The organism is Methylophilus sp. E2MeOHC9, assembly GCF_058744375.1.
In genome coordinates, this window is the sequence record NZ_CP196024.1 from 18,415 (window position 1) to 44,750 (window position 26,336).

Consider the following 26,336-nt stretch of genomic DNA (forward strand, 5'->3'; position numbering starts at 1 on the left):
GTCAGGGCGAGTTTCGTGACCGCTTATTTTGACGAGCAACGCAGGAATCAAGCGGAAGCTAGGGTGCCCTTTCTTTTGGTGACTTATTCTTTGGGCAATCAAAGAAAAGTCACTCGCCTACAGGCGAAAAGCAATGGTGCAATTAAGCAGCGAAATAGAAAGCTTAACCATTCAAAGAAATACCGATTAAAGCTTCTAGCAGAGCCTATCCAAAGGTAGATATTTAATGCGAGGAAATCTGGCTATGCGTCAGCCTGCTATCCTGATCGAAATAGATACGCAAGGCATGATACACATGCATGCATTTGCCAAGGTCATATTCCAGCGCATTAGCATCTTCAAGGCTGGGACGGCCAAGCAGGGCCATGACCGCTTCTTTTTGTGCGCCACGGATAAGGATATGATTCTTGAGGTCATAGGCCATGTCTCCGCGACGGCAGTCTTTTTGCACGGTGTTAGAGAGTTCTATCCAATGGGTCTGGTCAAACTTTTCGCTACCAAACACCGCCTGGTCTTTAAAGGCCCACCAGGTAAAAAATACGATGGTCAGGATAAGCGTAAATACCGAAAGCACAATCGCAGAGATTTTTATCAGTTTCATGCGCCCACCTTTAGGGTTATTTTTGTGACTGGTTAATTGTCCAGATCCCGAATGGCATTATGGAAGTCATCCACATCCGAAAAGCTCCGGTAGACGGAAGCAAAGCGGATATACGCCACCTGGTCCATTTGTTTCAACTCTTGCATCACTGTTTCGCCCAGCAAGCGCGCCGGTACTTCACGCGCACCCAGGCCAAGTATTTTCTGCATGATCCTGTCCAGCGCCTTATCCACATACTCAGTCGGCACCGGGCGTTTGTGCAAAGCGCGCGTAAAAGATACGCGCAGCTTTTCACGCTTGAACTCTTCACGGGTGCCATTTTGTTTCACTACTTGCGGCAGGTGTAATTCTGCCGTTTCATACGTGGTAAAGCGCTTGTCGCACGCCGGGCAACGCCTACGCCTGCGGATGGAGTTCCCCTCTTCGTTCAGACGGGAATCCACCACTTGTGTATCGTCAGCACCGCAAAACGGACACTTCATATCAAGCTGTCACAATCAGGCTGTTTATTTGCCGTAAACCGGGAATTGATCCGCCAGGGCATGTACTTTTGCCTTGGTCGCAGCAAGCACATCGGCACTTTCAGGATTATCCAGTACGTCAGCGATCAGATGCGCGACCTGTTCGGCTTCGGCTTCTTTGAAACCGCGCGTAGTGATCGCTGGCGAACCAATACGGATACCGGAAGTGACGAATGGGCTTTCCGGGTCATTCGGGATCGCGTTTTTGTTCACGGTGATATGCGCCTGGCCCAGGTAAGCATCAGCCGCTTTACCAGTCAGGTTTTTAGGGCGCAGATCAACCAGGAACACATGTGACTCAGTGCGGCCGGAAATAATACGCAAGCCACGTTCAGCCAGTGTTTTAGCCATGGCACTGGCGTTTTTCAGCACTTGCTCCTGGTAGACCTTGAACTCGGGTTGCGCTGCTTCCAGGAAAGCGGTCGCTTTACCGGCAATCACGTGCATCAACGGTCCACCTTGCAGGCTAGGGAACACGTTAGAGTTAATTGATTTCTCAAACTCGGCTTTGGCCATGATGATACCGCCGCGTGGACCACGCAATGTTTTGTGCGTGGTAGAAGTCACAAAGTCAGCATGCGGCACCGGGTTAGGGTAAACACCCGCCGCAATCAAACCGGAGTAATGCGCCATATCGACCATGAAATAAGCGCCGACTTTTTTAGCGATCTCCGCCATGCGTGCCCAGTCAAAACGCAGCGCATAAGCAGAAGCACCACCAATCAGCAACTTTGGTTTGCATTCAAGGGCGATGCGCTCCATCTCGTCGTAGTCGATCTCTTCTTTATCGTTCAGGCCATAAGGCACGATATTGAATAATTTACCGGACAGGTTGGCTGGAGAACCATGCGTCAAGTGGCCGCCGTGGCCCAGGTTCATACCCATCACGGTATCGCCTGGCTTCAGGATAGAGAAATACACTGCCTGGTTAGCCTGTGAGCCAGAATGTGGCTGCACGTTGGCATACTCAGCGCCATACAGGGCTTTCAGGCGATCAATCGCGATTTGTTCCACTTGATCGACAAACTCACAGCCACCGTAAAAACGCTTGCCGGGGTAACCCTCGGCGTATTTGTTGGTCAGTTGTGAACCTTGCGCTTCCATCACTGCCGGGCTGGTGTAGTTTTCTGAAGCAATCAATTCAATGTGCTGGTGCTGACGCTCAACCTCTTGCGAGATCATTTTGGCTAACGCCGGGTCGGCAACATCTAAGTTTCTTGAAAAGCTAAACATGACGATCAAGTTTCCGTTGACATAAAAATAAAGCCGGATTTTAACATGATGCGCCCATCGCTTGCACTTTTCTGCTGAAGTAGCTTCAGTGGAAAGCAGTCATTGAGTCAACGCGATGGCATCGTTTTCACGGAGTGGAAGATCAGGACAGGTCATTCTATTGATGCGCCAGCATTGCCCATGGCGCACCAAACATGTGCACATAGCAAAACAGTTGTTGAATTGACAGCAGTTGAAACACCTTGAAATTACCTTATGTATCTGATTTAAATACCATTTAATATTCTGGCACAACTTATGCTAAATATAATCCGTAAGCGTATCTCCAAAATCGCTCCCTAAGCCCAACTTCGGTTGGGCACTTTTTTTGGTCTGCGTTTGATCAAAGCCTGGAAAACACTCACGGATGAAATATAGATTAAGGCTTGCCTGACGATTTTAGTTTTTGCAAGCTTTGCTGGCAGCCTTCGTTTGCAGGTTGATCACCACTGCCTGGGTCCAGGAAAGGCAGGATGGCGGCAAATGGCGTGACTAGTGCCAGCAACACCCCACCTGCCACGCGTGCCGCAATCGGGCCTGGGCTGACAGAGACCGCAGGGGCAACAAAAGGGCCAGTCACCAAAATAGGCGAGCGTACAGTAAACGGCGAGAAGTTTTTAGGGTTGGCCTGCAGCTTGAGATTAAACTGCTCCTCCCCCAGATCCATATTGCCGTGTATATACACAGTGGTCACCGGGGTATCGATCAATGCGGCTTCCGGTGTCAGCACCCCTTGTTTGGCATGCCAGCCCATGGCGGCACATTGCATGGGGATAGCATGATCGCCTCTTAATAACAGCCCTACACTTTGCGCAATATCCAGGCCAGCCGCCTCCACCACCAGGTGCGAGATTTCGCCATCACGTACCATCAATGCCAGCTGGCCATCCAGCGATTTCAACAATGCCGCCGTAGACCGGCCCTGCCCTTTCAGTTTTGCCCTGGCGTTTAACTGGCCGCTAATATAGGCGGGCGCATCCTTGGCAGCTTCTTTCGCGGCTTTGTCCTTGGCTGGCTGGTCTTCCGGTTTGACCTTTAACCACTGCTCAAGCTGGATGTTTTTCAATGCCAGCTGGATATCCCACTTTGGCACTGGCGGGTTTACAGATTCCGCTTCGGAAGTCGCCTCTGGCGCATCAATCAATAACGCACCGGACAAGCTACCCTGCGTAGTGCCCGCATGCAGCTTCGCAACGGTCAGCGTGCGGTCTTGTAAAGTCAATTGAAAATCCAGTGGGGAAATGCGTTCTTTAAACACGCTGCCGAGGTCAACTGCATCAAAATGAATCTTGATATCGGCATTCATGCGGTCATAGGTCGCAAAATCCAGCGACTCATCTGGGAATACTTTGCCCGGCTTTTTATTGGGCGTGCCTGTCGCCGTAGGCGCCGGCGCACCAAATGCGGGGGCCAGGTCGGCCAACACCAGCAACGGGCCTTTCACATCGCCAGTTAGCATCGGTTTTAAATCGCCATAGTCATAAACAAATTGTCCCGCCAGGCGGCTTTGCCCTATTTTGGCATCCGAAACATGCACTTTCCATTGGTCGGTGTTTTTTTCGACTTCGGCAGCGATCTTGAATGGCGGTGTACGCGGAAACGCCAGGTCCAGCAGATCACCGACATCGGCTAGTGAAGGCCCATCCACGTTTAATTTGCCTTTTATGCGCTGGGTGCCGAACAAATCATAGACAGCGCCATCGAACTTAAGATTGACTGCGCCATATTTTAGCCAGCCTTTGGAGTTGATAGGAGCAGAATCTTTGCCTTGCGTAGCGACCGGCAAAAATCCTTGTGTCACCAGCTCGCCTTGCAATGGGCGTTTGCCAAACTCGCCTTTGACTTTGAGGCTGGATTCCGGCGTTTTAAGATGCGCCCCCTCCTCGGTATAAAACGTAGTGGTCAGGTTCGCCTTGGTCACCGCATCCTCAATGCGCGCCTGGCCTTTGTTCACGGATAACTCTTCAATAAACGGGAAAGGACGTGAGGGGCCGGAATCATCCAGCTCAAAATCCCATGTTGCATGTTTTTTGTTATCGCGCTTCATGTAGGCATCAAGCTGCTCGGCGCGTATGGCTTTAATGCGATAAGGCTGGCCTTCTTTTAACTCCAGCAAGTCGCGATAACGCAGTTTGAGGTCTAGGCCATGCGCATCGACCAGATAAGGCACCTTGAATTCTTCAGGCGCAGAAATCTTCAGGTGTCCGACTTGCAAGCGCAGCCCGCCCAGCAATTGCAGATGGAACGGACGCTCGATAATGACATCCCGTTTTAATGTCTTGGTGGTGAACTCCTGCAAGGGCTGACGCAAAAATGGCCAGCCGGCGAGTTCACAACACACGATAATCACGACGAATGCTAATAAAATGCCAGCCACCCAGAGCAGTATTCTGATGCCTGTTGTTTTTACTGGTGATTGCTTGGCTGAAGTATGGTTTGTTGGTCGATCATTCATACCAACATCTTGCCACGCTGAACCAGCATGACCAGTCAAGCCAGTCTGACAAGGCTGTAGGAGGATTCTTTCAAGCGCTATCCTTTACCCGCCATATCGCCAGCAGTCAGTTATAATTTGCATCATCTGAACCCTGAAGGACGTGATTGAAATGAAATGGACTGACAGCCAGCGTATTGCCGAAGAACTGTATGACAAATACCCGGACATTGACCCCAAAACCATACGCTTTACCGATCTGATGCAGTGGGTCATGGCACTGGATGGCTTTGATGATGATGTCTCGCGTTGCGGGGAAAAAGTACTGGAAGGCATTCAACTGGCCTGGATAGAAGAAGCCGAATAAATGACTTTGCCAGGCTCTATTTTTAAAGCCTATGACATCCGCGGCATTGTCGATGAGACACTGACCACCGATATTGTTTACCAGATAGGCCTGGCGCTTGGCACACAGGTGCACACCCGTGGCGAGCAGTCCATGTGTGTAGGCTACGATGGTCGCTTATCCAGCCCGGCCCTGGCCGCCGCCCTGACAGAAGGCATATTGAACACAGGGATTCACGTTGTTTCGCTAAGCATGGTCACCACGCCCATGCTGTATTTTGCTACACACCACTTGCCGCGCAACACCAGCGGCGTGATGGTGACCGGCAGCCATAATCCACCGCAATATAACGGCTTGAAAATAGTCATTGGCGGAGAAACCCTCAGTAGTGCAGCCATACAAGCGCTCAGGCAACAGATAGTACAGCAGCAGTTTTATCGCAGTGACAGTCCTGGCCAGCTTTCTACCCACGACATTTACCCGGCCTACCAGCAAACCATTGTGGCAGATATCCAACTGGCGCGGCCCATGCGTGTGGTGGTTGACTGTGGCAATGGCGTTGCCGGTGCATACGCACAGTCTTTATTTGAAGCACTGGGCTGCATTGTGGACCCTTTATTTTGCGAGGTGGATGGCAATTTCCCCAACCACCATCCTGACCCGGTAGAAGCCAAAAACCTGCAAGATGTGATCGCGAGGCTGCGTATTGGCGATGCCGAAATAGGCCTGGCCTTTGACGGGGATGGCGACCGGCTAGGGGTCGTCACCAAGCAAGGGCAGATCATACGCAGCGACCGCCAGCTCATGCTGTTTGTGGCCGATGTACTCAAGCACCAGCTAGATGCCAGCGTGGTATTTGATGTGAAATCGACACGTCATTTACGCCATTGGATACGTGAACATGGCGGCAAACCGGTGATCTGGAAAACAGGTCATTCTTTGATGAAAGCGAAGATACGCGAAACCAATGCCGCCATTGGGGGTGAGTTGTCCGGCCACCTGTTCTTCAACGATAGCAAACAGGGCAAGCAACGCTGGTTTGGCTTTGATGATGGGCTATACAGCGCCGCGCGCTTGCTGGAAATCGTCAGCCGCGTGGCAGATGCCAGCGCTTTGCTGGAAGCCTTGCCAGACAGCGTCAACACCCCGGAAATACAGATAGCCATGCGCGAAGGCGAGCCGCACGCATTGATTGCGCGATTACAGCAATCAGCCCGGTTTCCAGCAGCGACTGAAGTCATCACCATTGATGGCTTGCGGGTCGAGTATGAAGATGGCTTTGGCCTGATGCGCGCGTCAAATACCACACCGGTACTGGTTCTGCGTTTTGAAGCAGATACCGAAAGCGCGTTACTGCGCATACAACAGATGTTTAAAGAAATATTACTGCATGCCCAGCCTGACTTGAAAATTCCTTTTTGAGTCACCATTGAATGAGCATGTCCAATCCACAACGCATCTCCCAACGACGCCACTCTCGTGGTCAGAGCCTGTTATATATCGTGCTGTGGTTAGGCCTGGCCGCACTGGTCTGGCTGCTGGTAGATCGTGTACAGCACCCCAATACGCTGGAGCAAGTCGGCAAACTCAATGTCGCGACGCTTAAACGCGGGCCAGATGGGCATTACAGCGCCGAAGCGCTGATCAACGGCGAACGTGTGCGCGTACTGGTTGATACCGGTGCCACTGGCGTTGCCATCTCCCAGCGTGTGGCAGATCGCCTCGGGCTGGTCAGCACGGATGCGATCAATACACACACGGCTAACGGCAACGCCGTCTCTTATCTGGTGCGGTTAAAAAGCGTGCAACTGGGCGGCATAGTCGCTAACGATGTGGCTGCCACAATTACACCAGGGCTGGAGGGGGATGTGCTTTTGGGAATGAGCTTTTTGGGACGTATGGATGTCAGGCTATACCGCGGCGTCATGACCATACGTGACGGTGAGGACAGCACTACACTGTCTTCAGAAACTGAAGCAAAAAACTAGCTGCGCCTGAATCCGAACTCCAGTACAAAGAACTGCGGATTCATCGCCGCCAGTGGTCCGCGCAATTTGGCAAGTTCTGGTGCCGACCCATGTATTTCTATTTTCAGCAGCGTAGACACTGCACCAATCTCATGCAATATGGGTCGCAAGTTTTCCAGATGGGCCAACAAGGCATCGGCATCTTCAAAGCCTTCGCGGCAATGCGCAAAGTCGCCATCGAAACTAAATCCATAATATAAACAGCCTGCTTCACGTGCCGACCATTGCACGTACTTTTCGCAAACCAGGCGAAAAGCCTCGGCCTTGCCGGGATGGATTTGAAAATAAGGCGCTACAGAGCAGCAGGTATCTTGGGTCGACATGATTAAACACTCAAATCAGCAGGCATTAACGCGCCAGCTCGGCACCTTCTACAACAACCTTAAAGAACTGTAATGCGGCCTGGTCCTGGATGCGGATACCGGTTGCTACCGTGCCCCGTTTGCCGGGCGCAATACCGCCGGTAATCAGCATGGAGCGAGTCTGGTTGACCAGGCGGCCGTGACTATCGTATTGCAGCATCCTGACTTGCACGCGGCCGACAGTCACATTACTGTTGTTCTGCACTGCGGCATAGACCTGGCCGGTATTATCGGCAATCGGGCCAGAGGGCAGGTAGCGGGCGGGATTACGCGGCAAATCGATGCGCATGGCACGGGCGGCAGAATCCTTGCCTATGTCTGAATCAGAGCTGGCGGCCAACTGATAATGCTGCAAAGCCAGGCCGGTTTCGCCACGGCCTTCAGCAATTTGCCCCAGTAAAGCATAGCCTGGTGCAGTGGGTAACAGCACATTGGCTTTTTTCAGGAACGGTTCGGCCTGCTCTTTTTTACCGGCATTGAACAGCGCAATACCGCTTTGCACATAAGGTTTGAAATAATCAGGTTGCAACTTGATGGCCTTGTCATACAACGCCAGCGCTTCGGTGGTGTTTTTCTGCGTCAGCGCGATATCGCCTAATAACTCCTGGAACCTGGCTTCCTTAGGCTCTATGCTGATGGCTTTCTTCGCTAACGATTTTGCTTTATCAGCATCGCCTTTTTGCAAGGCAGTCTTGCCTTCGTCATAAGCTTTATAAGCCTCACGCGTCGCCATTAGCCTGGTGACCTTCTCGGCATAGATCTCTTTGCCCATCTCGCCGCCAGCACCCAGCTCCACCAGCGTCTGTTTATTTTCATCCACCCGCTCTTGTGAAGGTGGATGGCTGGCAAACAAGCCAGTGATAAAGTCTTGCCGTTTGCCCTCACTCAAGCGGACAAAGGTTTCCTGCAAAGTCACGGCCGCCGCCGGGTCATATCCGGCCAGTTTCATATACTTCATGCCATAGGTATCGGCTTCTGACTCCGCATCTCGACCATACTTGCTGGTCACCAGCTGACCGCCCAGCTGCGCCCCGCCGACCACCAGATTGGCATAATTGGAGTCCCGTGTAGCCAACCCTACTGCCAGCATCGCCCCCTGCATGAACATGCCACGCTCCATGCCTTTAGCCCCGTGACGAGCAGCCGCATGCACAATCTCGTGGCCTAGCACTGCCGCTAGCTCGGCCTCACTATGCAACTCATAAAGCAGGCCGCGATTGAACGCAATTTTGCCTCCAGGCATGGCCCAGGCATTGGGGACTGAGTCATTCAACACCACAAACTCATAGGGCAGATCCGGACGGTCAGACACCGCCGCCAGTTTTTGCCCTACCTGTTGCACATAGCGGGTCAGTTCAGCATCCAGAATATAATCACCGCCCTGTGACTGCCGCGCAGGACTGTAATTCTGCTGGCCGATCTGGATTTCCTTGTCTTGCGAGACAAACTGGAACTCGCGCTCTTTAGTCACGGGATTGATACCGCAGGCCAGCAAAACCACAGACAATAAAACCGGGCAAAGAATGGTTTTTTTAATCATTTTTATGACCTCCTAAGCATGAGCCATCATCATGTGCGCGCGGGATAACGTGGGAGAACAGTACGCAGAATCCGGCATGTACATTGAGAACATAAGGATTTAGGGTACTGATTAACACAGCCATTTGCCCGCGCAGCCATGATTATTTAAGTAATGACAGTAGGTTGCTGCCTGCCCGTCAATTGTGGCAACTGCGATATCTGGTTTGAGACAGTGATCAGTTCTGCCAATGCGTCCTGGGCATCCAGCTGCTGTTGGGCCGGGTCTTCAGTAAACGCTTCCAGATACACACGAATAGTGGCACCTTCAGTACCAGTGCCAGACAAACGGATGACCACACGTGAGCCGCACACGAACAGGATACGCAGGCCCTGGCCGGTACTGACAGAAGCATCGATCGGGTCGGTGTAACTGAAATCATCGACCGTGTTGACGGTATAACGGCCAAAAGCCTGCCCCGGCAAGCTGGCAAACTGCTGTTTGATATGGTTGATGACGGCCTGTGCAGGCGCGGTGGGCACGGTTTCATAATCATGGCGCGAATAGACATTGCGGCCATATTGCTGCCAGTGTTTGCGCACCAGCGACTCCACGCTTTCACCGGTGGCGGCTAGCAGGTTCAGCCAGCAGAGCACGGCCCATAAGCCATCTTTTTCACGCACATGGTCGCTGCCGGTGCCGAAGCTTTCTTCACCGCACAAGGTGACTTTGCCGGCATCCATCAGGTTGCCGAAAAACTTCCAGCCGGTAGGTGTTTCATAGCAAGCGATGCCCAGCTTGGCTGCGACACGGTCAACCGCCCCGCTGGTCGGCATGGAACGCGCAACGCCTGACAAGCCCTGGGCATAGGCCGGGATCAATTTCGCATTGGCTGCAATCAGCGCCAGGCTGTCAGAAGGAGTGACGAAAAAATGGCTGCCTAGAATCATGTTACGGTCACCATCGCCATCCGAGGCGGCAGAGAAATCCGGTGCTTGCGGACCATAGGCGACTTTTACCAGGTCTTCGGCATAAGTCAGGTTAGGGTCTGGGTGACCGCCACCAAAATTCTCGGAGACTTCGCAGTTCATCAGGCTACTAGCTGGCGCACCCAGTCGATTGACGAAGACTTCTTTGGCGTAAGGGCCGGTCACGGCGTGCATGGCATCAAACTTAATGGTATGTCCAGCTGCCAGCCAGCGCTTGATGGCAGCAAAGTCAAACATGCTTTGCATTAAATCGGCGTAGTCATTGACCGAATCAATCACTTGCACCTCAAACCCATCCAGCGTAGTGATCCCTATGGCAGACAAATCGACTTCTGGCAGCTCATCAACTATTTTGTAATGGCTGATCTGTTTGCTGTTGGCAAAGATCGCATCAGTAATTTTTTCCGGCGCCGGGCCACCATTGCTGATGTTGTATTTAATACCGAAGTCATCATCCGGCCCGCCAGGATTATGGCTGGCCGATAAAATAATGCCGCCGAACGTCTCATATTTACGGATGATATTAGATGCCGCAGGTGTGGATAGAATACCGTGTTGCCCGACCAGCACTTTGGCAAAACCATTGGCGGCGGCCATTTTGATGATCACCTGGATCGCTTCTTTGTTATAGAAGCGCCCATCGCCGCCTACGGTCAAGATGGCATTAGCCGGAATCTCAAGCGTATCAAAAATACTTTGTACAAAATTGTGCAAATAATGCGCTTGCTGAAATACACGTACTTTTTTACGCAAGCCGGAGGTGCCAGGTTTTTGATCAGTAAATGGTTGGGTCGCTACAGTTTGAATCAGCATGCACATACACTCTGGTGATTAATCGGTTGTTTTGATTGTATTACAGATTGATGACAGTTTTTTTGCCATGACAGCGATTATTCATGACTTTTTGCGATTCCCTCGCGTCTAAACTACGTAAAATCATGAGTCGTTTTTACGTGATCGCCTCAGGGTCATTTTGAAACACCGGCGTATAGTGGAAGTCATACAAGTACATCATCTGGATGTGCTCAAGTGAACACCCAAAAGGAGACTATCATGTGGACTAAACCAGCTGCTACTGAAATGCGTTTTGGCTTTGAAGTGACTATGTACGTCATGAACAAATAATCAGCGCTTGTCTCAATGACAAGTTTAGCTGAATAAAAAAACCCGCTCACGCGGGTTTTTTATTGCCTGTTGTATGTGCTCAACCGAGCTGCGACCAGAGCAAGTTGATACTCACCCCCATCAGGAAAATGGCAAACGTGCGCTTAAGCACTTTTACCGGCAAGCGCTTGGTCAGCGCCACACCGGCCGGGGCGAACAGCACACTGAACGGTGCAATCAGCATGATGGCTGGCAGGTAAAGCAAGCCAAAAGTATCCGGCGCATGTGCCGATTGGCGAATGGCATCTTGCAGGTAACTGACGGTACTCGCCAGCGCGATGGGAAAGCCCAGCACCGCAGAAGTGCCGATCGCCTGCTTCACAGATACATTACGCATGGCAAGATAAGGCACCGTCAACGTGCCGCCGCCTATCGACACCAGCGCAGAGACAATGCCTATCAACAAGGCCACCAGGCTGATCTCCACATTGCCGGGGACTTTGTGCTGGCTGGGCTTGCGGTCCACAAATAACTGGATCGCAGCATAAAAAGTAAACACGGCAAAGAACAGCGTTAAATAAAGTGCGTTCAGGTGTATCGCCACCAGGGTTGCCAGCAGCGACCCAACAAACGCCATAGGCACCATAGCCCATACATACGGCCAGACGATATTCTGGTTTTTATGATGCGCGGCAATACTGGAGAGTGAGGTAAACACAATACACGCCATCGAAGTCGCCAGCGCCATATGAAAAGCCACATCCGCCGAAAACCCTTTTGCCACCAGGATGGCATGCAGCATAGGCACCAGTACAATGCCGCCGCCTATGCCAAGCAAGCCGGACAACACACCTACCACCACGCCTATCAGGCAAAACAATGCGTATTGCTCAATAAAAAGTTGAATCCACTCCATACCAACACCAGCCATAACAAAGCACAACAGTATAACTGCTAGCCTGGTGCAACTCCATGAGCAAAAACCCGCAAATCGGCGCAACACTGCCTGGCAGATATTGAAAATTAAAACAATTAAGGTTGAGTAAATGCCAAACAAATCACTTAAGTTACATTGATTATTTGTTACAATTAATCAATGATCAATCAACTTCAAAAACTAAAAGGCGGTAAAAGGCCAGGTGCAGGTCGCAAGCCCGGCTCTACCACACGCCTGGAAGAATCTATCGTTATCCGGATTCCTGCCAGCCAGAAACCTGTGGTGAGCAACCTGATGGAAGCTTATGCAAAAAAGCAGCGCTTTAACCAGTTAAAAGAAAACCTAGACCCGGTAGAAGTATTTGCGCAACCAGCGCAGCATTTGCAGAGCATGAGCCTGCCATTATTTGAATCTAAAGTACCGGCAGGCTTTCCTTCACCAGCTGATGATCATATGGAAGGCCGGCTGGATCCGAATGAATACCTGATTGATCAGGCCGACACTACTTTTTTTGTGACTATCCAGGGCGACTCCATGATTGAAGCGGGATTGATGCCGGGCGACAAAGCAGTCGTCGACAAAGGCAAAATGGCCGTGGTAGGCGATATTGTGCTGGTCATGATTGATGGCGGCTTCACCATCAAAACACTGGCGAAACAGAAAGACGGCAGCCCCAAACTATTGCCAGCCAATTCTTCCGGAAAATATATGCCTATCCTTATCCAGGAGCCTATGCAGTTTCAGATCTGGGGCGTGGTGACTGGCTCGTTCAGGCGTTTCAGGCAATAAAAAACCGGTACCATGGGAAACATTGGCGACCGGTTTTTCTTGACGATAGAACTAATTACTTGTTCATGACGTACATGGTTACTTCAAAGCCAAAACGCATTTCTGTCGCTGCTGGTTTAGTCCACATGTTGATCTCCTTGATTCATTTTTCGAACCGACCCCGTGTCTGGTTCGTGTAAGTATTATCGACTGGCGAACCCGGATTCCTGCTATTGCGGATCATGAACACTGTTTAGAGAATTCCATGAAATACGCCTCATTGCCACTGAGCACCTCACCATTGAAACAGCCTGGCACTCGTGCAATCGCACTGGTGGATGTCAACAACTTCTATGTCAGTTGTGAGCGCGTGTTCAACCCAAAGTTACGCAACCGGCCAGTGGTGGTATTGAGTAACAATGACGGCTGTGTGATCTCGCGCAGTGCTGAAGCAAAAGCGCTAGGCATTGCCATGGGCGCACCGTGGTTTCAGATCCGCAAATTTCTTGAGCAAGAAAACGTGTTTGTTCTCTCCTCAAATTATGCCTTGTATGCCGATATGAGCCAGCGCGTGATGTCGATTTTGCGGCGATTCAGCCCGGCGCAGGAAGTCTATTCTATTGATGAATCATTTCTGGACTTGAGTGGATTCACACAGGTTGACCTGACTGCCTATGCACAAACACTAAGGCAAACCGTGCTGCAAGGGACTGATTTGCCTGTGTGCGTGGGCATAGGCAGCAGCAAAACACTGGCAAAAATGGCTAACCATCGTGCCAAACAAAACCCCACCTTAAACGGCGTGTGCAACTTTAATACGATGGCTGAAGCTGATGTAAATGACTGCTTGCGCGAGATTTCTGTCGGTAAGGTCTGGGGCATAGGCAGAGGGCTATTCAAAAAAATGAATGACCTTGATATCCATACTGCATACGACCTGAAATGCAATGATGCTGCCACCATGCGCAAAAAATTTAGCGTCGTGCTGGAAAAAACCGTGCGTGAACTCAATGGCACCACGTGCCTGGAACTGGAGCAGATACGCGGGCCGCACCAGCAGATCCTCAGTACACGCAGTTTTGGCGAGACGGTGCGTGACCTGCAACACCTGCAGGAAGCGGTTACGCTGCTGACCACGCGCGCAGGCGAGAAGCTACGCCAGCGCCAGATGTTTGCCGGGCGCGTCTACGTCTATATCCGCACCAGCCCATTCCGCGACATCACGCAACAATACGATAATGGTTTCGACATAGATTTGCATACACCGACCAACAGCACCATGCGACTGGTTGAAGCGGCATTTAAGGCACTGAAACAGATTTACCGGCCGGGCTATGACTATATGAAAGCCGGCGTTTCACTGCGGGAACTGGCTACCGCGCAGGCGCAGCAACAGGATATGTTTGATACTGCCAGCACGCATGACAAGTCGATACGGCTCATGCAGACGATAGATCACATCAATCAAAAAATGGGCAGGGCCACCATTAAACTCGCCAGTGAAGGCGTGCAAAAACACAAACACGCACAGCTTAAACAGCCCTGGCGAATGAGGCAGGAAATGATGAGCCCCCGCTACACCACGCATTGGGACGAGTTACTGCAAGTAAACTAAGCCTGATAGCGCTAGTTGCCATTGACACTCAAGTATGAAATCTTTTCCTGGCATAACCTCAATGTCAGGCATCAATCCCCTCTACGATAAATACGCGATACTGCGCCCCTTGATGTCGATGTATGACCGCTTCCTGATATTTGGGGCTGTGATACCAGGCTTTGGCTGCTTCAGCACTAGGGAAGCGGTGAATCAGGCAACCTTCAAATGACTGGCCTTCGAGGATATCCAGGGCGCCATATCTCGCCAGCGGCGTGACCGGATGCCCCTCTCGGGCGAGAGGGGCCTGGCTGGCGTAGATATCCATTTCTGCCTGCTCTGTGGTTCGTTCACGCATCATGACGACATAGGCACTCATGATGCTTATGCTGCTTTTAAAAAGTGAATCAAGGTCTCTGCTGCAAGTGCTGAAGAAGCCGGGTTTTGCCCCGTGATCAACAAGCCATCCTGCACCACATAAGGTTGCCAGTCAGCCAATTTTGAAAAAAGACCGCCCTGTTTGATCAGCTCATCTTCCACCAGGAAAGGCACTACATCGGTCAATTCCACTGCGGCTTCTTCAGTGTTGGTAAAACCGGTGACTTTTTTGCCAGCGACTAATGGGCGACCATCCGGATTATTGGCATGCCGTAATACGCCTGGTGCATGGCATACCAAGGCGACTGGTTTGCCTGCCGCCAGCGTGGATTCGATCAGGCGGATGGAGTCCTGGCTCTCGGCCAGATCCCAAAGCGGGCCGTGGCCACCTGGATAAAATACCGCATCAAATGCCTCATGCGAAACCGAATGTAAAGGCACCGTATTCGCTAATGCCTGACTGGCTTCCGGGTCACTTTCGAAGCGTCTGGTATCGTCCGTTTGAAAAGCAGGTTCATTACTTTTTGGGTCCAGCGGTGGCTGGCCGCCTTTGGGTGAAGCCAGTGTCAGTTTTGCGCCGGCGTGCTTGAAAGCGTAATAAGGCGCGGCCAGCTCCTCCAGCCAGAAGCCAGTTTTACGGCCAGTATTACCTAATGTGTCATGCGAGGTCAGTACGATCAGTATGTTCATGTGAAAGCTCCAGTCTTGATGAATGAAAGTATTTACTTCTGTTGGTGATGAAATAATGAACGCTTTGATTCCATTTCTGAAATTTATTATGTATATTTAAGTTATTCATATTGAGAATAACTGAATGCGTTACGACCTGAACCTGTTGCGCGTGTTTCTGGTGCTGATGGAAGAGCGAAGCGTCACCCGCGCCGCTAACCGGCTGGGTATCACGCAGCCAGCCTTATCAAATTCGCTGAACCGGCTGCGGGATATCCTGCATGATCCATTGTTCATTCGCGAACGCTATGGCATGCAGCCAACGCAAAAAGCTGAAGAGTTGGCGCCCGGGATGATGAAGGCGATCAGTCAATTAGATAGTCTGGTGCTGGGTCAGCAAACGTTTGACCCTCAAAGTGCCGAGCTGTTGATCACTCTGGCACCTAACAGTTACGTTGAATACGTGCTGATTCCGGCAGTGGTCGCCAGGTTGCAAATGCTGGCTCCGGGAATCAAATTACGCATCACGCCTTATGGAAACGACCTTGCCGAGACGGGCGTTATCTCGGGCACGACTGCGCTAGTCATGGGCAGGTTTATCGATCCGCCTGACAATCTGGTTGTCCAGCATTTGATGGATGATAGCCTGGCTTGTGTCGTCAGGAAAGATCATCCGGACATTGGCGACACCATCACAAAAGCACAATACGAAACAATGAAACATGTGAATGTGATGCCCCCCGGGAAAATGCGCGCAGGTCTATTCCAAGCCCTGGATCGCCATGGACTGAAACGCGAAGTCGCGGTTTCAGTCACACACTTTCTTTCGGTCCCGGAAGTCATCGCTACGACGGACTATTGCACGACACTCCCCAGCCAGATATGTCGCCGCCTGCTGGGCGACGCACGACTGAAGATTTTACCTACGCCAGTGGATCTGGGTACTTTCCCGATTGATATGGCCTGGCATGTTCGCTACCGGCATGACCCGGCACATCGCTGGCTACGGTCCATGATTGAAGAGGTGGCTCGCTCACTGGGTGAATAACGTATGGCAGCCACCTAGGTGCCACAGACTAAATGGCTAAGTGTTTAGCGAATGTGCCTCAAGCCAGGCAAGCCAGTTAAAGCGTTACTCTGCGTCTATCAAGCCGTGCTTCATGGCCAGACGCACCATTTCCACCGGGCTGTTGACTGATAATTTTTGCTTGATCAGCGTGTAGTAGTTAGCGACTGTTTTCTGGCTGATTTTCAGCATATCGGCCACTTCCTCTACCCGCTTGCCTTCTGCCAGCAAACGGAACACTTCAAACTCCCGTGAGGTCAGTTGCTGCAGCGGGTTGCTCTCGCCTATCAGCGTTTGCAGCGCGACCTTTTGTGCCACGTCCTGACTGAGGAAAGTGCGGCCTTTGGAGACATCAAGCACGGCTTGCAGCAAGTCATCGGCCACCCCGGTTTTAGTGACATAGCCTTTGACACCTGCTTTGAGTGCCTGTGCCGCAAAAGAGACTGCCTCGTGCATAGAGAAAATCACAATTTTGGCATGCGGGTAACGCTGCAAGATACGTTTGGCCGCTTCCAGCCCGCCCATGCCAGGCATGGAAATATCCATCAGCACCACGTCGGGTGAGACCTCGCCATAAATCTGGTAAGCCATCTCGCCAGTATCCGCCTCAGCCACGATCTCGATTGATTTGTGGCTTTCCAGCAGCCGGCGCAGCCCTGAACGCACGACAGTGTGATCATCGACTAATACAACTTTTACTGTCATGGTGCGGTGCCCCTGAGTCTCTCTTCTTTAAATTGCGCTGTGTTATGAAAACGTATTTCTATGCGCGTCCCTTGCCCGGGCGCGCTACTGATATTCATGGTTCCCATTAATCCCTCTACTCTCTCCTGCATGCCGGCCAGGCCGTAACCCCGGCTGGGCAGAGAAGCATCGAAGCCGCGGCCATCATCTTCTACCAGCATGTACAAGCCATCATCTGTATCTGTCACCGCAATCGTCACCCGGCTAGCTGCCGCGTGCTTGCTGATATTAGTCAGGCACTCTTGCAATATCCGGTAAACCGTCACCGCCACTGACTCATCCGGTTGTGAAAGATGGTTTGAAATCTCGTTCACCACCATGATGTTGCGGTTCCTGTCATGCCAGTGGTGTATCAGCTCCGCCAGCGCCAGGCTCAGCCCTAATTCATCCAGCACGCGTGGACGCAAGCGCGCCAATAAATCCTGGATAGTGAACATCATTTGCCGGGTGATTTGAGCAATCGCTGTTGCACTTTCGCGCGCAACAGTGAGTTTTTTCGCCGCGACCATCGCACTGGCATCGATATGCACTGCTGTTAAATACTGCCCAATTTCATCATGCAGGTCACGCGCCAGCTTTTTACGCTCTTCTTCCTGTAGGTGAATGATCTGCTGTGTCAGCCGGTGGTTATTGCGTATGCTTTGCTCCAGCGTGCTGGCCATGCGATTAAACTTATCGCTGATCTCACTGAGTTCAATCTGCTCAAAACTCGGCAGACGACTTTGGTATTCGCCATGCTCAATCTGGTTCAACCCTTGAATAATCTGTTTGACCGGTTTGAAAGTCGCTCTCACCGTCCAGTAGACAAACAGCAGCACACTCAAGCCGAACAACCCCACAATCGCCAGCAGGCCCGAAGTATCTTCCCAGATCTCGCGCAGTTCAAAACTGGGGTCGGGCGTAATCACCAACTCACCGATAAACCGTCCGTTCAAGATAATATTTTTGCGTTTGGGTTCGTTCAGCACACTGGAAATATCGAGTAACTTTACAAACCAGGTTGGTGGGTCTTCACCAGCATGTTCCTCACGCGTCGAGCGGTTAGACTCACGCAAATGACCAGTAGGATCAAAAAAATCCACTTTCAAATGCCTGATATTCGTCAGCTCATCCAGGCGGAAAATATTGATCCCCCCTTTTTCGTCGCGGTTAAGCCAGCCAAAATCTGTCATGTAGTGCGCGATTTCGGCGTCCAGCAAATGGATCACCAGATTGGTGGTGGATTCGACTTCCGCCAACACATCTTCCCGCGCGTTTTTAACTACAGAAACCGCCCAGGTGAGCAACAACCCAATCAGTAACAGGGTAATAGTCAGATTGAGTTTGAACTGTAAACTGAAAGATTTCATCATGCTCGGAGGATTGTAAGGTTTATTCAGTAAAAACTTTCGGGAATTTTTCCCTATTCATGCGCAGGCACGATGAGGAAACCAGCTTATTATAGGATGGTAGTGCGAGAAGTGTAAGCTTAGCAGTGGCATGCAGCTAGCTGGCAAGCGCCAGCGGCCAACACGGATGGATCAGGCCAGCAGAAAAGAATAATGACGCTAAAACCCAGGGAATCAGCGCCATCAGCATGGAAGCTTTAATGGATGACCACACCCCAGGGTAAATTACCCACCGGGATATCTTTCAGTTTGGTATTGGTTTCGGTATCGATCACAGACACATTATGACTGCGGCCGTTGGCTACATACAATTTCTTACCGTCCGGTGTCAGCGCCATATTCCATGGCCTCTGGCCAACAGGCACTGTCGCAATCACTTCGCGGCTGGCGGCATTAATCACACTCACATTATGATCGCCACCATTGCTGACATAAATGCGGCTGCCATCGGCATTGACCTTGACGCCATTGGAACGCAGCCCGACCTTGATATTGGCTTGCACTTTCCAGTCTGCGGTCGAAACGATTTCAAGCAGGCTGGCAGCTTCATTGGCCACATACGCCCACCGGCCATCCGGGCTAAAACCTATACCACGTGGATGTTTGGTCGCTGCAATCAGATACTCGGATTTGAGTGACTTCAAATTGATCACATCGACATTATTGCTTTCTTCATTGCTCGCCAGCAGCCATTGCTGATCCGGGGAAAACACGCAATGTTCCGGGTTTTTGCCTTGTGTCTTGATGGTGTGTTTCACCTTATTGGTCTGCAGATCGACCAGGGCGACCGCATTTTCCTCTTCCAGGCAGGCAGCGAGCAATTTGCCATCCGGTGAAATATCGATACCCTCCGGCTCATCGCCCACTTTGATCAAAGCAGTTTGCTTGTTTTGCACGGTATCGACAACCGACACCGCATTTTTATCACGCACGACCACATATAGTTTTTGATTGGTGGGATGGATGGCGGCTGCCTGGACTTTTTTGCCCAGTTTGCCTTTGGCCGGCAACAATTTCACGACCGCATCCGTCTGCGTATCAATGACAGAGACGGTGCCATCTTTTTCATTAGGCACATAAGCAAATGGTTGGGCAAACAGCGGGGAACAGAAACAGGCCAATACACTGGCGACGAGGGTGTGTTGTATTTTTTTTTGCATAGAGCATCCTTAAAAAAATCGGCCGGTTGCTGCAACAACCGGCCTGAACATGGAGATATACTTTATGCAAATCAATCAAATTTAGAATTTAAATTGACAGTTGCATCTTATGCGTTCAGGTTTTCAACCAATAGCGGCATGCTTCCCGATTTATCTGGGAAAAATTCCCGAAACTTGTACTATTCCACCGTTTTCGACCGGTTTATTGCTCGCGCTATTCATATTTATTACGCAACCATGCACTAAGGGACACTACCGATAAACTGGCCAAAAGCACGTGGCTGCGAGCCAACTTCAATAGCAGGCCTTAACGTCAGGCTTTGACCATCAATCACCGCCAGCACGTTGTCCATCCAGCTTGCAACCAGCACCTGTTGCCGCACGCTATCGTAAGCGATGCCTTCAGGCGTTCCTGGCACGCGTATCTTGCGCATGAGTTTCTGGCTGTGCAGGTCAATCACTGCCACGCTATCTTCTCCGGTATTAGTCACATACAAATATCGTCCTGTGCTATCTGTCGTCGCGCAATAAGGGTGTTCGCCCACTGCCAGCGTATGCGCTACTTTGTGACTTGCTGTGTCTATCACACTAATGGTGTTTGAATAGACATTCACCACAAACAATTGCTTACCATCAGGGCTTAAACTCAACCCAAATGGATGCTGGCCCACTTTGATACGCTGCAACTCCTTGCGTGAGCGCGTATCAATCACACTGACATCATTGCTATCGCGGTTAGCCACATACAAAATGGCATCCCCCTGCCCCAGTTGCATGCCGCCGGGTGCATGGCCGACCTCTATTTGTGCGAGCACCTGGCCACTTTTGGCATTGAGTACGAGTAAGTGATCGTGATACCAGTCAGCGACATAAATCTGGTCACCTGTTTTATTCACCGTGAGCCCGACTGGCGCAATCGGCAATGCAATCGTGTTTGTGACTTGCTGGCGCTGCATATCAATGACGGATAGCGAATGTCCTTCCACGTTACTCACATACACCAATTGATTGCGATGATCTATGGTTACGCCCACCGGCGCCTTGCCCACGGTGATGGTATTCACCACTTTTTGCTGTTGAAGATCAACAACAGACACCGTGTGCGCACCCTGGTTAGTGATATAGGCATAATCTGTGGCCTTGCCGCAGACTGGCAGGCAAAGGCCCAGCATACAAAACAACAGCATTCTAAATGTCTGCGACACGAGCTTTGTCAGCAGTGGTGACATGTGCAAATGATAGGCTGTTGTTTGCAGCAGGGCTTGAGAGGCTGTCCTGCAATGGGTCAGGAATTTTTCATCCTCAACCCGGGATAAATGCTTCGCCAGTAGAATGGATAAATCGTGCAATGAATTTTAATTTCCAGCCGCTGGTTTCTGGTCAAAATGCGCTGAGAAAGCCGTCATATCAAACGCCTGCCACATTTGCACATGGTGCGTGAGCTCATGCGCATGCATGGCACCGTTGACCATATCAATCACAACACGGTCACGCACTACCATCAGGGCAGGTACCTGCGTCACACGGAAGTTGGTGGCCAGGTCTTTCGCTACATCAATATCTACCGTGGCAAACAGTACTTGCGGATGCTGGGCGGCCACCTCGGCAAACACTCCCGCAAATGGCTGACACGGCTCGCACCACTTGGCGCTGAATAAAATCACCAGAAACGCATGCTCGGTGACGCGTTGGTTAAACTGCAACTGGCTGTCTATGGTCACCGGGGTGGTGTGAATGGCTTCTGTCATCATTGGTTAGTCCTTTGCTATGGGTGCGCCTGCCGCTGGCAGACGTTTGATAGAACTCAGCGTCCAATGCTGGGGGCCTGCCAGACTTTGCGAGCACCCCAGCTCTCTTTCCGGTGTTTCTGGAGTCAGTACATGCTTGGTATGGTCCGCCGTTTGCACCTGCATAAACCAGCGATCCACCCACACCTCTACCGGCCCTTCCGGCGCAGACAGGGCTGCCTCAGTCAACCTGACTGAAATCAGCTGGCCGCCATGGGCCAGGCACAGCGAGTCATCGGTTTCAACCAGCGTGACCCAAGCCTCTTCCGCAGCCACATTGCCAGACTGGCAGGCGGCCATGACGATGAGTGTCAACAAACCTCTTTTAAATGGATGCAGTGTCATGGCAGACCTGGTTGATGCAGGCATACTTCGGCTTAGGCACACACAGACATACCTAAGCTTTTAAACACCGGCCGCATGGCTACACAAATCTTATTGCGCCAGCCGGTCTTGCCAGCAGCATGTTGGCGGCCGTCTTTCAGGCCTTGCAGGCCTTCTTTGACAAAAGCATCTACCGCGTTTTTAGCAGATTCGTCATCCTGGCCTGCCGGTGGTTCATTGCCGGTAAAAGCACGGTAGTAACGGGCGGTCCAGGTCACTTTGGCATTCGCACCGTCTGCGGCGACCTTGATTTTGCCATTCAAAGAGCTGACAGGCAGGGCTTCCAGGTCAATATCACCCGACAAGCGGTAAGACACAGTCATATCGGTTGCGGACACTTCATCGATCTCTTGCAGCAACTGCTTGCCATTTTTCAGGGTGATTTTTTGCTGTTTATCATTAACCGCTTCGCAGGCAGTCACTTGCGGATGCCACTGCGCCAGGCCACAAGGGGCACTGACACGTTTCCACACGACGTCTGCGGCAGCATTCACCTGAATGGATTCATCGGTTTTCTGCGGTGTTGGGCCATGCGCCCAGGCATTGGCACTCATCAATCCAATCAGTAATAAAGACCACTTCATTGTTACTCCTTCTCTAAAAAACTAAACGTGTTACTTACGCAAAAGCTGTTGTTTACTTAAAAATCAGTGACCGCACTGCCTGTGTAGTAGCAGACCAACGCCGCGCCATCCACTGAACCCAGGCGCTACCAGCAAATGTCAGTAGCAGGTACAGCAACCAGCACATCATCGCTGGCACCGCCAGCCAGGGCCTGAGATCGGTATCGGCCCAGCGCCAGGCAGTCATCCCTAAGCCAGTGGCCCAGCCACTGCTTTGTGCCGATTGATTCAGACGCACATAATTCAGGCCGGTGATGTTTGCCAGGCGTTGCAGGTTCTGCTCATCCAACGCGGAAAGGTGCGCATTACTAAGTAACTCCGCCCCTGGGCCTTGGCCCGAATTGCGGTCATGCTGACCCTGCTCCATCGCCAATACTGACAAGGTCTCAGCCATGCCGAAATTGCCAAATCGCTGCACTTCTTCCTGCTCCCAATAGCCGGAAACTGCATTCTTTTCATCCAGTTTGGGGATTTTACTGGCGACCGGCTTACCCATGCCGACCAGGTATCCCTGCACATCGCCTGGCTTACCGGCATAGCCCGGCATATATTTCGGGTTAGCAGGCGGGGCCTGCTGGCCATCGGTGAAAAACATCACGCGTATCTGCTTGCCCAATGCCGGCGCCTGCTCCAAGGCGTTGTACAGCCCATGTGCGATAAACGAATCTGCAGCCCAGGCCATGCGCCAATCCATACTGGCAACAGTTTGGTCCAGCGCGGCAAAATGGGCACACACCTCAACCGGTTCCACCACATTCACCACATTGCGCTCGGTGAACATGCCCAATGCCACCTGCGAACCACAAGGCAGGGCCGACAAGCTTTTACGTATACTTTGCTTGGCCATTTGCAAACGGCTGATACTTTTACCTGCCACCTGGTAATCGGGCACATTCATGCTTTGTGTGATATCCACCACGAAATACCAGTCATACACACGATTTGGCAACATTAAATGTGGCCGGAACAAAATAATGGTAAGCAATAAAAATGCAGCTATGAGACAGATCTTGCGCCAGACATGCAGCTTGGAATCCCCACCAAGCCAAACGCTCATCCACCTTTTAAAACCACGCCATGCCCTAGAAAACCGAAAATGCATCAGGGCATGCCTCTCGGGTTACCCGGCATGGCTGGCCAGCCGCTTGGCTCCTCTTCAGCCTTGATCTGCTCATCCTCATATTGCTGCGGGCCAGACATGCCGTGAGTGGTGGGCGCCAGCCGTAAAGCCAGATGATAGTTATATTTCACTTCAGACCAGTCCGGCTCTACCCGTAACGCCTTTTGATAGCTTTCCTTGGCCAGGGCTACTAGCGGGCCGGCCTCGTCCCAGGCAGGCAAGCCACGTTGCTCCAGCAAGCGAATCGCTGTGCGCAGGTAAATATTGCCGGAATTGAAATACGCCTGCTGGCGCAGCGGGTCCCCTTCCGGCACTTTGCTGATGAGTGTGGCAAATTCGGACAATGCCTGCTCAGGCTTGACCTGGTTATCGTAAAACACCGCGTTGGCAAACAAAGCTTGCGGCGTCTGGTTAGCGCCCAGCAAGCTGTTTCCAATCAACACATGTGGCTGCAAACTGCGGCGATAGACCTCTGCCTGATAGATATCGATGCCTTGCCTGATCAGCATCACCACTGAAATAAATATCAACAACCCTGCCCACAGCACGCCACGCCGCAGGATGCCTGCCAGTTTTTCATTCATGCCTGCCACCGTTTCAATTCCAATGCATACAAACAAATCAAGCACACAGACGCCAGCCAGGCCAGGCCATAGGCATACTGGCTTAAGTCCTGCCGCGAGACAGGTTCCAGGTATCTGGTCGGTTTATTTTTCAGTTTGGAAATATCGCGTACTGCGGCCATCACGGCTTGCGGATTTTCGGCTTCATATACGCGGTAAGGCACATTCAGGGTCTGGAAATATTCGTGTAAGGCATACTCAGGGTAAGCATCAATGTTTTCACCTTCTGCCAGGCTCTGCTTGAGGCTGACACCACTTTCAGAGCGCAGATAAATCCAGTATAACGAGGCCTTCTGGCGCATAAACATGGCACGTAACATATCCTGGGTTTTGCCATCCAGATGCGCCCCGCCATCTGACACCAGCACCATGGCACGAGCACCGGTGACTGGCTGGTCTGCAAAGTAATCCAGTGCCATACCCAGGCCGCGCGCCACGGCGGTAAAGCCCATGCCACCTGCCTCTGTAGCATCCAGTGCGGCCTGTACAAACGCCCTGTCATTGCCCAACGGTGCGGCGAGGATAGGAGAAGTGCTGAACGTGACCATGCCCATTAAATCATCGTGCCCTTGCGCGACCAGTGTTTTCAGGACATTGCGTGCCACTTCCATCTTGGGCACGCGCGCTTGCGCATCACCACCCTTTTTCGCAAACGGCTCATTCATGCTGGCACTACGATCCAGCACTATCATGACATGCGCGCCACGCCCTACTTTCTCGATATATTGAGATTTCAGGTAGGGGCCGGTGAGTGCCATGCTGAGGGCCAGTATTAACAGGCTGAGCGCCATTTTCCACGCGCGATCCAGCCAGGCGGAGAGCGGATCTTCGGGTAGGCCTTGTAACGCCGGGTGCGGGAAATTCATTTGCCCGCGTAATACCCAAGGCAACACGGCCAAGGGCAACAACAGCAACGGCCAGAAATCCGTCAAGCCCCAGTGCTCATTCAAGCCGGAGGCCAGTAATAGGGTTTGCGTGCCTTCCTCCCACATACTCAGGAAATCTCCACATGACTTAAGTTTTTAGCTAGCTGCTTCAACTCATTCAGTGACAAAGAGACTGGTTTTCCGGCAAAAAAAGTGTGTTGCACATCCTTGTAAAAATGCTGCAGCGCCTCGCGATAAGGCGTTATGGCTGATTGACTGGCAAGCAGCCTGGGAAGATTCTCGGCGGTGACAGCGTAACCGGCGAATTGATCCAAGGCACGGCTAAGCAAGCGCATGGCCTGCATACGCGCTTCGTTCTGGTCTTGCTTGAACTTGCGAATGCCACGCCACGCCTGCCTGAACGGCATGCGTTTCTCCTGGGGAAACTGGATCCAGCCCACATACCAGGCCATATAAACCAGGCCTAAGCCTAGCAATAACAGCCAGCCTGCCAACTTCCACAGCTGTGCAGAGAGTAGCCATTCGGGCAAAGGCGCATCCGGGTACAGTTTGACGTGCTCGGCATCAATACGCGCTGGCAACAGGCTGGAAACAATGACCTTGTCAGCCGGCACATCGATGGCCAGGCGTTGCTGCTCGCGTTTAAATTGCAGGTGCAGATTCTTTAACGGTATGGTTTTCACCGTATCGCCTGCGACAAATATTTGCCAGTCGATATCGAGCTTAATCAGGCGCTCGTTTTTGCTGTCCTTGTTTGTCCAATGCGCTTCCCGGAGCTCTATGGCTTCATTCTGAGCAGGCGCTGGCAAACTGGCTGGATCGAGTTCAAAACCGGGTGGTACATGCAGCGTAATATGCTGCCGTGCAATGCTGCCCAGCGTGTAATCAGCTTCACGGGTATGACTTTCAACGCGTGGCTGAAAATTGCTATCCGCAGCATATGCTCCCTGCATACAAGCTAGCCACAATAGGCTAGCTGCCACTCTCAACACTTTTTTTTGTGTTTGCCCATGCATTGCATACAACCCCATAG

General features: G+C 51.7%; 29 protein-coding genes. 7 read left to right on the forward strand and 22 right to left on the reverse strand.

The genetic code is table 11. From position 1 onward, the window contains the following. Window positions 1-223 precede the first annotated feature (223 nt). The 4 genes from ACSSVF_RS00090 to ACSSVF_RS00105 form a co-directional block, all read right to left on the reverse strand. On the reverse strand, window positions 224-601 hold the full coding sequence (locus tag ACSSVF_RS00090; RefSeq protein WP_442585808.1) for a hypothetical protein: 378 nt from the start codon (window positions 599-601) through the stop codon (window positions 224-226). 32 nt (window positions 602-633) lie between these two features. Further along, entirely contained in the window at window positions 634-1,083 is a 450-nt protein-coding gene (nrdR, locus tag ACSSVF_RS00095) for a transcriptional regulator NrdR (protein ID WP_442585807.1), read from the reverse strand. A 24-nt stretch (window positions 1,084-1,107) separates the two neighbouring features. Continuing rightward, window positions 1,108-2,355, reverse strand: coding sequence for a serine hydroxymethyltransferase (gene glyA / locus ACSSVF_RS00100; RefSeq protein WP_492404518.1), 1,248 nt, complete (start codon window positions 2,353-2,355; stop codon window positions 1,108-1,110). A 418-nt stretch (window positions 2,356-2,773) separates the two neighbouring features. Next, complete coding sequence (locus ACSSVF_RS00105) at window positions 2,774-4,849, reverse strand: AsmA family protein (RefSeq protein ID WP_492404519.1); 2,076 nt, start codon at window positions 4,847-4,849, stop codon at window positions 2,774-2,776. A gap of 151 nt (window positions 4,850-5,000) precedes the next feature. On the opposite strand from ACSSVF_RS00105, the gene iscX reads away from it, so the two are divergent. Genes iscX through ACSSVF_RS00120 form a run of 3 tightly spaced genes read left to right on the forward strand, consistent with a single transcriptional unit; the run spans window position 5,001 to window position 7,162 of the window. Further along, window positions 5,001-5,195, forward strand: coding sequence for a Fe-S cluster assembly protein IscX (gene iscX / locus ACSSVF_RS00110; RefSeq protein WP_379035354.1), 195 nt, complete (start codon window positions 5,001-5,003; stop codon window positions 5,193-5,195). Then, on the forward strand, window positions 5,196-6,596 hold the full coding sequence (locus ACSSVF_RS00115) for a phosphomannomutase/phosphoglucomutase (protein WP_492404521.1): 1,401 nt from the start codon (window positions 5,196-5,198) through the stop codon (window positions 6,594-6,596). It begins immediately after the preceding gene. An 11-nt stretch (window positions 6,597-6,607) separates the two neighbouring features. After that, window positions 6,608-7,162 carry a retropepsin-like aspartic protease family protein gene (locus tag ACSSVF_RS00120; RefSeq protein ID WP_492404523.1) on the forward strand — a complete coding sequence of 185 codons (555 nt, stop codon included), beginning with the start codon at window positions 6,608-6,610 and terminating at the stop codon, window positions 7,160-7,162. On the opposite strand, the gene ACSSVF_RS00125 is transcribed toward ACSSVF_RS00120, so the two are convergent. The 3 genes from ACSSVF_RS00125 to ACSSVF_RS00135 form a co-directional block, all read right to left on the reverse strand. Then, a complete protein-coding gene (locus tag ACSSVF_RS00125; RefSeq protein ID WP_492404525.1) occupies window positions 7,159-7,524 on the reverse strand; it encodes a putative quinol monooxygenase in 366 nt (121 codons plus the stop codon). The genes ACSSVF_RS00120 and ACSSVF_RS00125 overlap by 4 nt on opposite strands. A gap of 25 nt (window positions 7,525-7,549) precedes the next feature. After that, window positions 7,550-9,103 (reverse strand): M48 family metalloprotease, encoded by a 1,554-nt coding sequence (locus tag ACSSVF_RS00130; RefSeq protein WP_492404527.1) that lies wholly within the window; start codon window positions 9,101-9,103, stop codon window positions 7,550-7,552. 146 nt (window positions 9,104-9,249) lie between these two features. Next, on the reverse strand, window positions 9,250-10,884 hold the full coding sequence (locus tag ACSSVF_RS00135) for an alpha-D-glucose phosphate-specific phosphoglucomutase (protein WP_492404529.1): 1,635 nt from the start codon (window positions 10,882-10,884) through the stop codon (window positions 9,250-9,252). Between the two features lie 240 nt (window positions 10,885-11,124). Between ACSSVF_RS00135 and pqqA (ACSSVF_RS00140) the strand changes: the two genes are divergently transcribed. Next, window positions 11,125-11,196 (forward strand): pyrroloquinoline quinone precursor peptide PqqA, encoded by a 72-nt coding sequence (gene pqqA, locus ACSSVF_RS00140; protein ID WP_081624291.1) that lies wholly within the window; start codon window positions 11,125-11,127, stop codon window positions 11,194-11,196. 79 nt (window positions 11,197-11,275) lie between these two features. Here pqqA (ACSSVF_RS00140) and ACSSVF_RS00145 read toward each other — a convergent pair whose 3' ends face one another. Then, window positions 11,276-12,091 (reverse strand): sulfite exporter TauE/SafE family protein, encoded by an 816-nt coding sequence (locus ACSSVF_RS00145; RefSeq protein WP_492404530.1) that lies wholly within the window; start codon window positions 12,089-12,091, stop codon window positions 11,276-11,278. A gap of 180 nt (window positions 12,092-12,271) precedes the next feature. On the opposite strand from ACSSVF_RS00145, the gene ACSSVF_RS00150 reads away from it, so the two are divergent. Next, entirely contained in the window at window positions 12,272-12,901 is a 630-nt protein-coding gene (locus ACSSVF_RS00150) for a LexA family protein (protein ID WP_492404531.1), read from the forward strand. A gap of 55 nt (window positions 12,902-12,956) precedes the next feature. Here the strand turns inward: ACSSVF_RS00150 and pqqA (ACSSVF_RS00155) are convergent, their stop codons facing one another. Further along, window positions 12,957-13,028 carry a pyrroloquinoline quinone precursor peptide PqqA gene (gene pqqA / locus ACSSVF_RS00155; RefSeq protein ID WP_081624291.1) on the reverse strand — a complete coding sequence of 24 codons (72 nt, stop codon included), beginning with the start codon at window positions 13,026-13,028 and terminating at the stop codon, window positions 12,957-12,959. 117 nt (window positions 13,029-13,145) lie between these two features. Between pqqA (ACSSVF_RS00155) and ACSSVF_RS00160 the strand changes: the two genes are divergently transcribed. Then, the gene (locus ACSSVF_RS00160; RefSeq protein ID WP_492404533.1) at window positions 13,146-14,495 is read left to right on the forward strand and encodes a Y-family DNA polymerase; all 1,350 of its coding nucleotides are present in this window, start codon (window positions 13,146-13,148) and stop codon (window positions 14,493-14,495) included. Between the two features lie 64 nt (window positions 14,496-14,559). On the opposite strand, the gene ACSSVF_RS00165 is transcribed toward ACSSVF_RS00160, so the two are convergent. After that, a complete protein-coding gene (locus ACSSVF_RS00165) occupies window positions 14,560-14,853 on the reverse strand; it encodes a DUF1330 domain-containing protein (protein ID WP_492404534.1) in 294 nt (97 codons plus the stop codon). 5 nt (window positions 14,854-14,858) lie between these two features. Further along, window positions 14,859-15,542 (reverse strand): type 1 glutamine amidotransferase domain-containing protein, encoded by a 684-nt coding sequence (locus ACSSVF_RS00170; protein ID WP_492404536.1) that lies wholly within the window; start codon window positions 15,540-15,542, stop codon window positions 14,859-14,861. Window positions 15,543-15,666: 124 nt separating this feature from the next. Here ACSSVF_RS00170 and ACSSVF_RS00175 point away from each other — a divergent pair, with 124 nt between their 5' ends. Then, window positions 15,667-16,569, forward strand: coding sequence for a LysR family transcriptional regulator (locus tag ACSSVF_RS00175; RefSeq protein WP_492404538.1), 903 nt, complete (start codon window positions 15,667-15,669; stop codon window positions 16,567-16,569). An 84-nt stretch (window positions 16,570-16,653) separates the two neighbouring features. On the opposite strand, the gene ACSSVF_RS00180 is transcribed toward ACSSVF_RS00175, so the two are convergent. The 11 genes from ACSSVF_RS00180 to ACSSVF_RS00230 all read right to left on the reverse strand — a co-directional run bounded on the left by ACSSVF_RS00180 (window position 16,654) and on the right by ACSSVF_RS00230 (window position 26,256). Then, complete coding sequence (locus ACSSVF_RS00180; RefSeq protein WP_379054486.1) at window positions 16,654-17,292, reverse strand: response regulator; 639 nt, start codon at window positions 17,290-17,292, stop codon at window positions 16,654-16,656. Further along, a complete protein-coding gene (locus ACSSVF_RS00185; RefSeq protein WP_492404539.1) occupies window positions 17,289-18,683 on the reverse strand; it encodes an ATP-binding protein in 1,395 nt (464 codons plus the stop codon). The genes ACSSVF_RS00180 and ACSSVF_RS00185 overlap by 4 nt, the downstream gene beginning before the upstream one ends. 233 nt (window positions 18,684-18,916) lie before the next feature. After that, window positions 18,917-19,879, reverse strand: coding sequence for a beta-propeller fold lactonase family protein (locus tag ACSSVF_RS00190; RefSeq protein ID WP_492404541.1), 963 nt, complete (start codon window positions 19,877-19,879; stop codon window positions 18,917-18,919). Window positions 19,880-20,121: 242 nt separating this feature from the next. After that, window positions 20,122-21,066 (reverse strand): YVTN family beta-propeller repeat protein, encoded by a 945-nt coding sequence (locus ACSSVF_RS00195; protein ID WP_492404542.1) that lies wholly within the window; start codon window positions 21,064-21,066, stop codon window positions 20,122-20,124. Window positions 21,067-21,234: 168 nt separating this feature from the next. Next, a complete protein-coding gene (locus ACSSVF_RS00200; RefSeq protein ID WP_492404544.1) occupies window positions 21,235-21,630 on the reverse strand; it encodes a thioredoxin family protein in 396 nt (131 codons plus the stop codon). 3 nt (window positions 21,631-21,633) lie between these two features. After that, window positions 21,634-21,981, reverse strand: coding sequence for a hypothetical protein (locus ACSSVF_RS00205; RefSeq protein WP_492404546.1), 348 nt, complete (start codon window positions 21,979-21,981; stop codon window positions 21,634-21,636). A 62-nt stretch (window positions 21,982-22,043) separates the two neighbouring features. Continuing rightward, complete coding sequence (locus ACSSVF_RS00210; RefSeq protein WP_492404548.1) at window positions 22,044-22,634, reverse strand: SRPBCC family protein; 591 nt, start codon at window positions 22,632-22,634, stop codon at window positions 22,044-22,046. A 52-nt stretch (window positions 22,635-22,686) separates the two neighbouring features. After that, window positions 22,687-23,625: a vWA domain-containing protein gene (locus tag ACSSVF_RS00215; RefSeq protein WP_492404550.1), complete on the reverse strand. Its 939-nt coding sequence runs from the start codon at window positions 23,623-23,625 to the stop codon at window positions 22,687-22,689. Between the two features lie 149 nt (window positions 23,626-23,774). Next, complete coding sequence (locus ACSSVF_RS00220; protein WP_492404552.1) at window positions 23,775-24,377, reverse strand: hypothetical protein; 603 nt, start codon at window positions 24,375-24,377, stop codon at window positions 23,775-23,777. Further along, window positions 24,374-25,408: a vWA domain-containing protein gene (locus ACSSVF_RS00225; RefSeq protein WP_492404554.1), complete on the reverse strand. Its 1,035-nt coding sequence runs from the start codon at window positions 25,406-25,408 to the stop codon at window positions 24,374-24,376. The genes ACSSVF_RS00220 and ACSSVF_RS00225 overlap by 4 nt, the downstream gene beginning before the upstream one ends. 2 nt (window positions 25,409-25,410) lie before the next feature. Then, window positions 25,411-26,256 carry a hypothetical protein gene (locus ACSSVF_RS00230; RefSeq protein WP_492404556.1) on the reverse strand — a complete coding sequence of 282 codons (846 nt, stop codon included), beginning with the start codon at window positions 26,254-26,256 and terminating at the stop codon, window positions 25,411-25,413. Between the last annotated feature and the right edge of the window lie 80 nt (window positions 26,257-26,336).

Coding starts and splice junctions, on each gene's coding strand:
- ACSSVF_RS00090 (WP_442585808.1), bottom strand. CDS start 601: ATGAAACTGATAAAAATCTCTGCGATTGTGCTTTCGGTATTTACGCTT.
- nrdR (WP_442585807.1), bottom strand. CDS start 1,083: ATGAAGTGTCCGTTTTGCGGTGCTGACGATACACAAGTGGTGGATTCC.
- glyA (WP_492404518.1), bottom strand. CDS start 2,355: ATGTTTAGCTTTTCAAGAAACTTAGATGTTGCCGACCCGGCGTTAGCC.
- ACSSVF_RS00105 (WP_492404519.1), bottom strand. CDS start 4,849: ATGAATGATCGACCAACAAACCATACTTCAGCCAAGCAATCACCAGTA.
- iscX (WP_379035354.1), top strand. CDS start 5,001: ATGAAATGGACTGACAGCCAGCGTATTGCCGAAGAACTGTATGACAAA.
- ACSSVF_RS00115 (WP_492404521.1), top strand. CDS start 5,196: ATGACTTTGCCAGGCTCTATTTTTAAAGCCTATGACATCCGCGGCATT.
- ACSSVF_RS00120 (WP_492404523.1), top strand. CDS start 6,608: ATGAGCATGTCCAATCCACAACGCATCTCCCAACGACGCCACTCTCGT.
- ACSSVF_RS00125 (WP_492404525.1), bottom strand. CDS start 7,524: ATGTCGACCCAAGATACCTGCTGCTCTGTAGCGCCTTATTTTCAAATC.
- ACSSVF_RS00130 (WP_492404527.1), bottom strand. CDS start 9,103: ATGATTAAAAAAACCATTCTTTGCCCGGTTTTATTGTCTGTGGTTTTG.
- ACSSVF_RS00135 (WP_492404529.1), bottom strand. CDS start 10,884: ATGCTGATTCAAACTGTAGCGACCCAACCATTTACTGATCAAAAACCT.
- ACSSVF_RS00145 (WP_492404530.1), bottom strand. CDS start 12,091: ATGGAGTGGATTCAACTTTTTATTGAGCAATACGCATTGTTTTGCCTG.
- ACSSVF_RS00150 (WP_492404531.1), top strand. CDS start 12,272: ATGATCAATCAACTTCAAAAACTAAAAGGCGGTAAAAGGCCAGGTGCA.
- ACSSVF_RS00160 (WP_492404533.1), top strand. CDS start 13,146: ATGAAATACGCCTCATTGCCACTGAGCACCTCACCATTGAAACAGCCT.
- ACSSVF_RS00165 (WP_492404534.1), bottom strand. CDS start 14,853: ATGAGTGCCTATGTCGTCATGATGCGTGAACGAACCACAGAGCAGGCA.
- ACSSVF_RS00170 (WP_492404536.1), bottom strand. CDS start 15,542: ATGAACATACTGATCGTACTGACCTCGCATGACACATTAGGTAATACT.
- ACSSVF_RS00175 (WP_492404538.1), top strand. CDS start 15,667: ATGCGTTACGACCTGAACCTGTTGCGCGTGTTTCTGGTGCTGATGGAA.
- ACSSVF_RS00180 (WP_379054486.1), bottom strand. CDS start 17,292: ATGACAGTAAAAGTTGTATTAGTCGATGATCACACTGTCGTGCGTTCA.
- ACSSVF_RS00185 (WP_492404539.1), bottom strand. CDS start 18,683: ATGATGAAATCTTTCAGTTTACAGTTCAAACTCAATCTGACTATTACC.
- ACSSVF_RS00190 (WP_492404541.1), bottom strand. CDS start 19,879: ATGCAAAAAAAAATACAACACACCCTCGTCGCCAGTGTATTGGCCTGT.
- ACSSVF_RS00195 (WP_492404542.1), bottom strand. CDS start 21,066: ATGCTGTTGTTTTGTATGCTGGGCCTTTGCCTGCCAGTCTGCGGCAAG.
- ACSSVF_RS00200 (WP_492404544.1), bottom strand. CDS start 21,630: ATGATGACAGAAGCCATTCACACCACCCCGGTGACCATAGACAGCCAG.
- ACSSVF_RS00210 (WP_492404548.1), bottom strand. CDS start 22,634: ATGAAGTGGTCTTTATTACTGATTGGATTGATGAGTGCCAATGCCTGG.
- ACSSVF_RS00215 (WP_492404550.1), bottom strand. CDS start 23,625: ATGTTGCCAAATCGTGTGTATGACTGGTATTTCGTGGTGGATATCACA.
- ACSSVF_RS00220 (WP_492404552.1), bottom strand. CDS start 24,377: ATGAATGAAAAACTGGCAGGCATCCTGCGGCGTGGCGTGCTGTGGGCA.
- ACSSVF_RS00225 (WP_492404554.1), bottom strand. CDS start 25,408: ATGTGGGAGGAAGGCACGCAAACCCTATTACTGGCCTCCGGCTTGAAT.
- ACSSVF_RS00230 (WP_492404556.1), bottom strand. CDS start 26,256: ATGCAGGGAGCATATGCTGCGGATAGCAATTTTCAGCCACGCGTTGAA.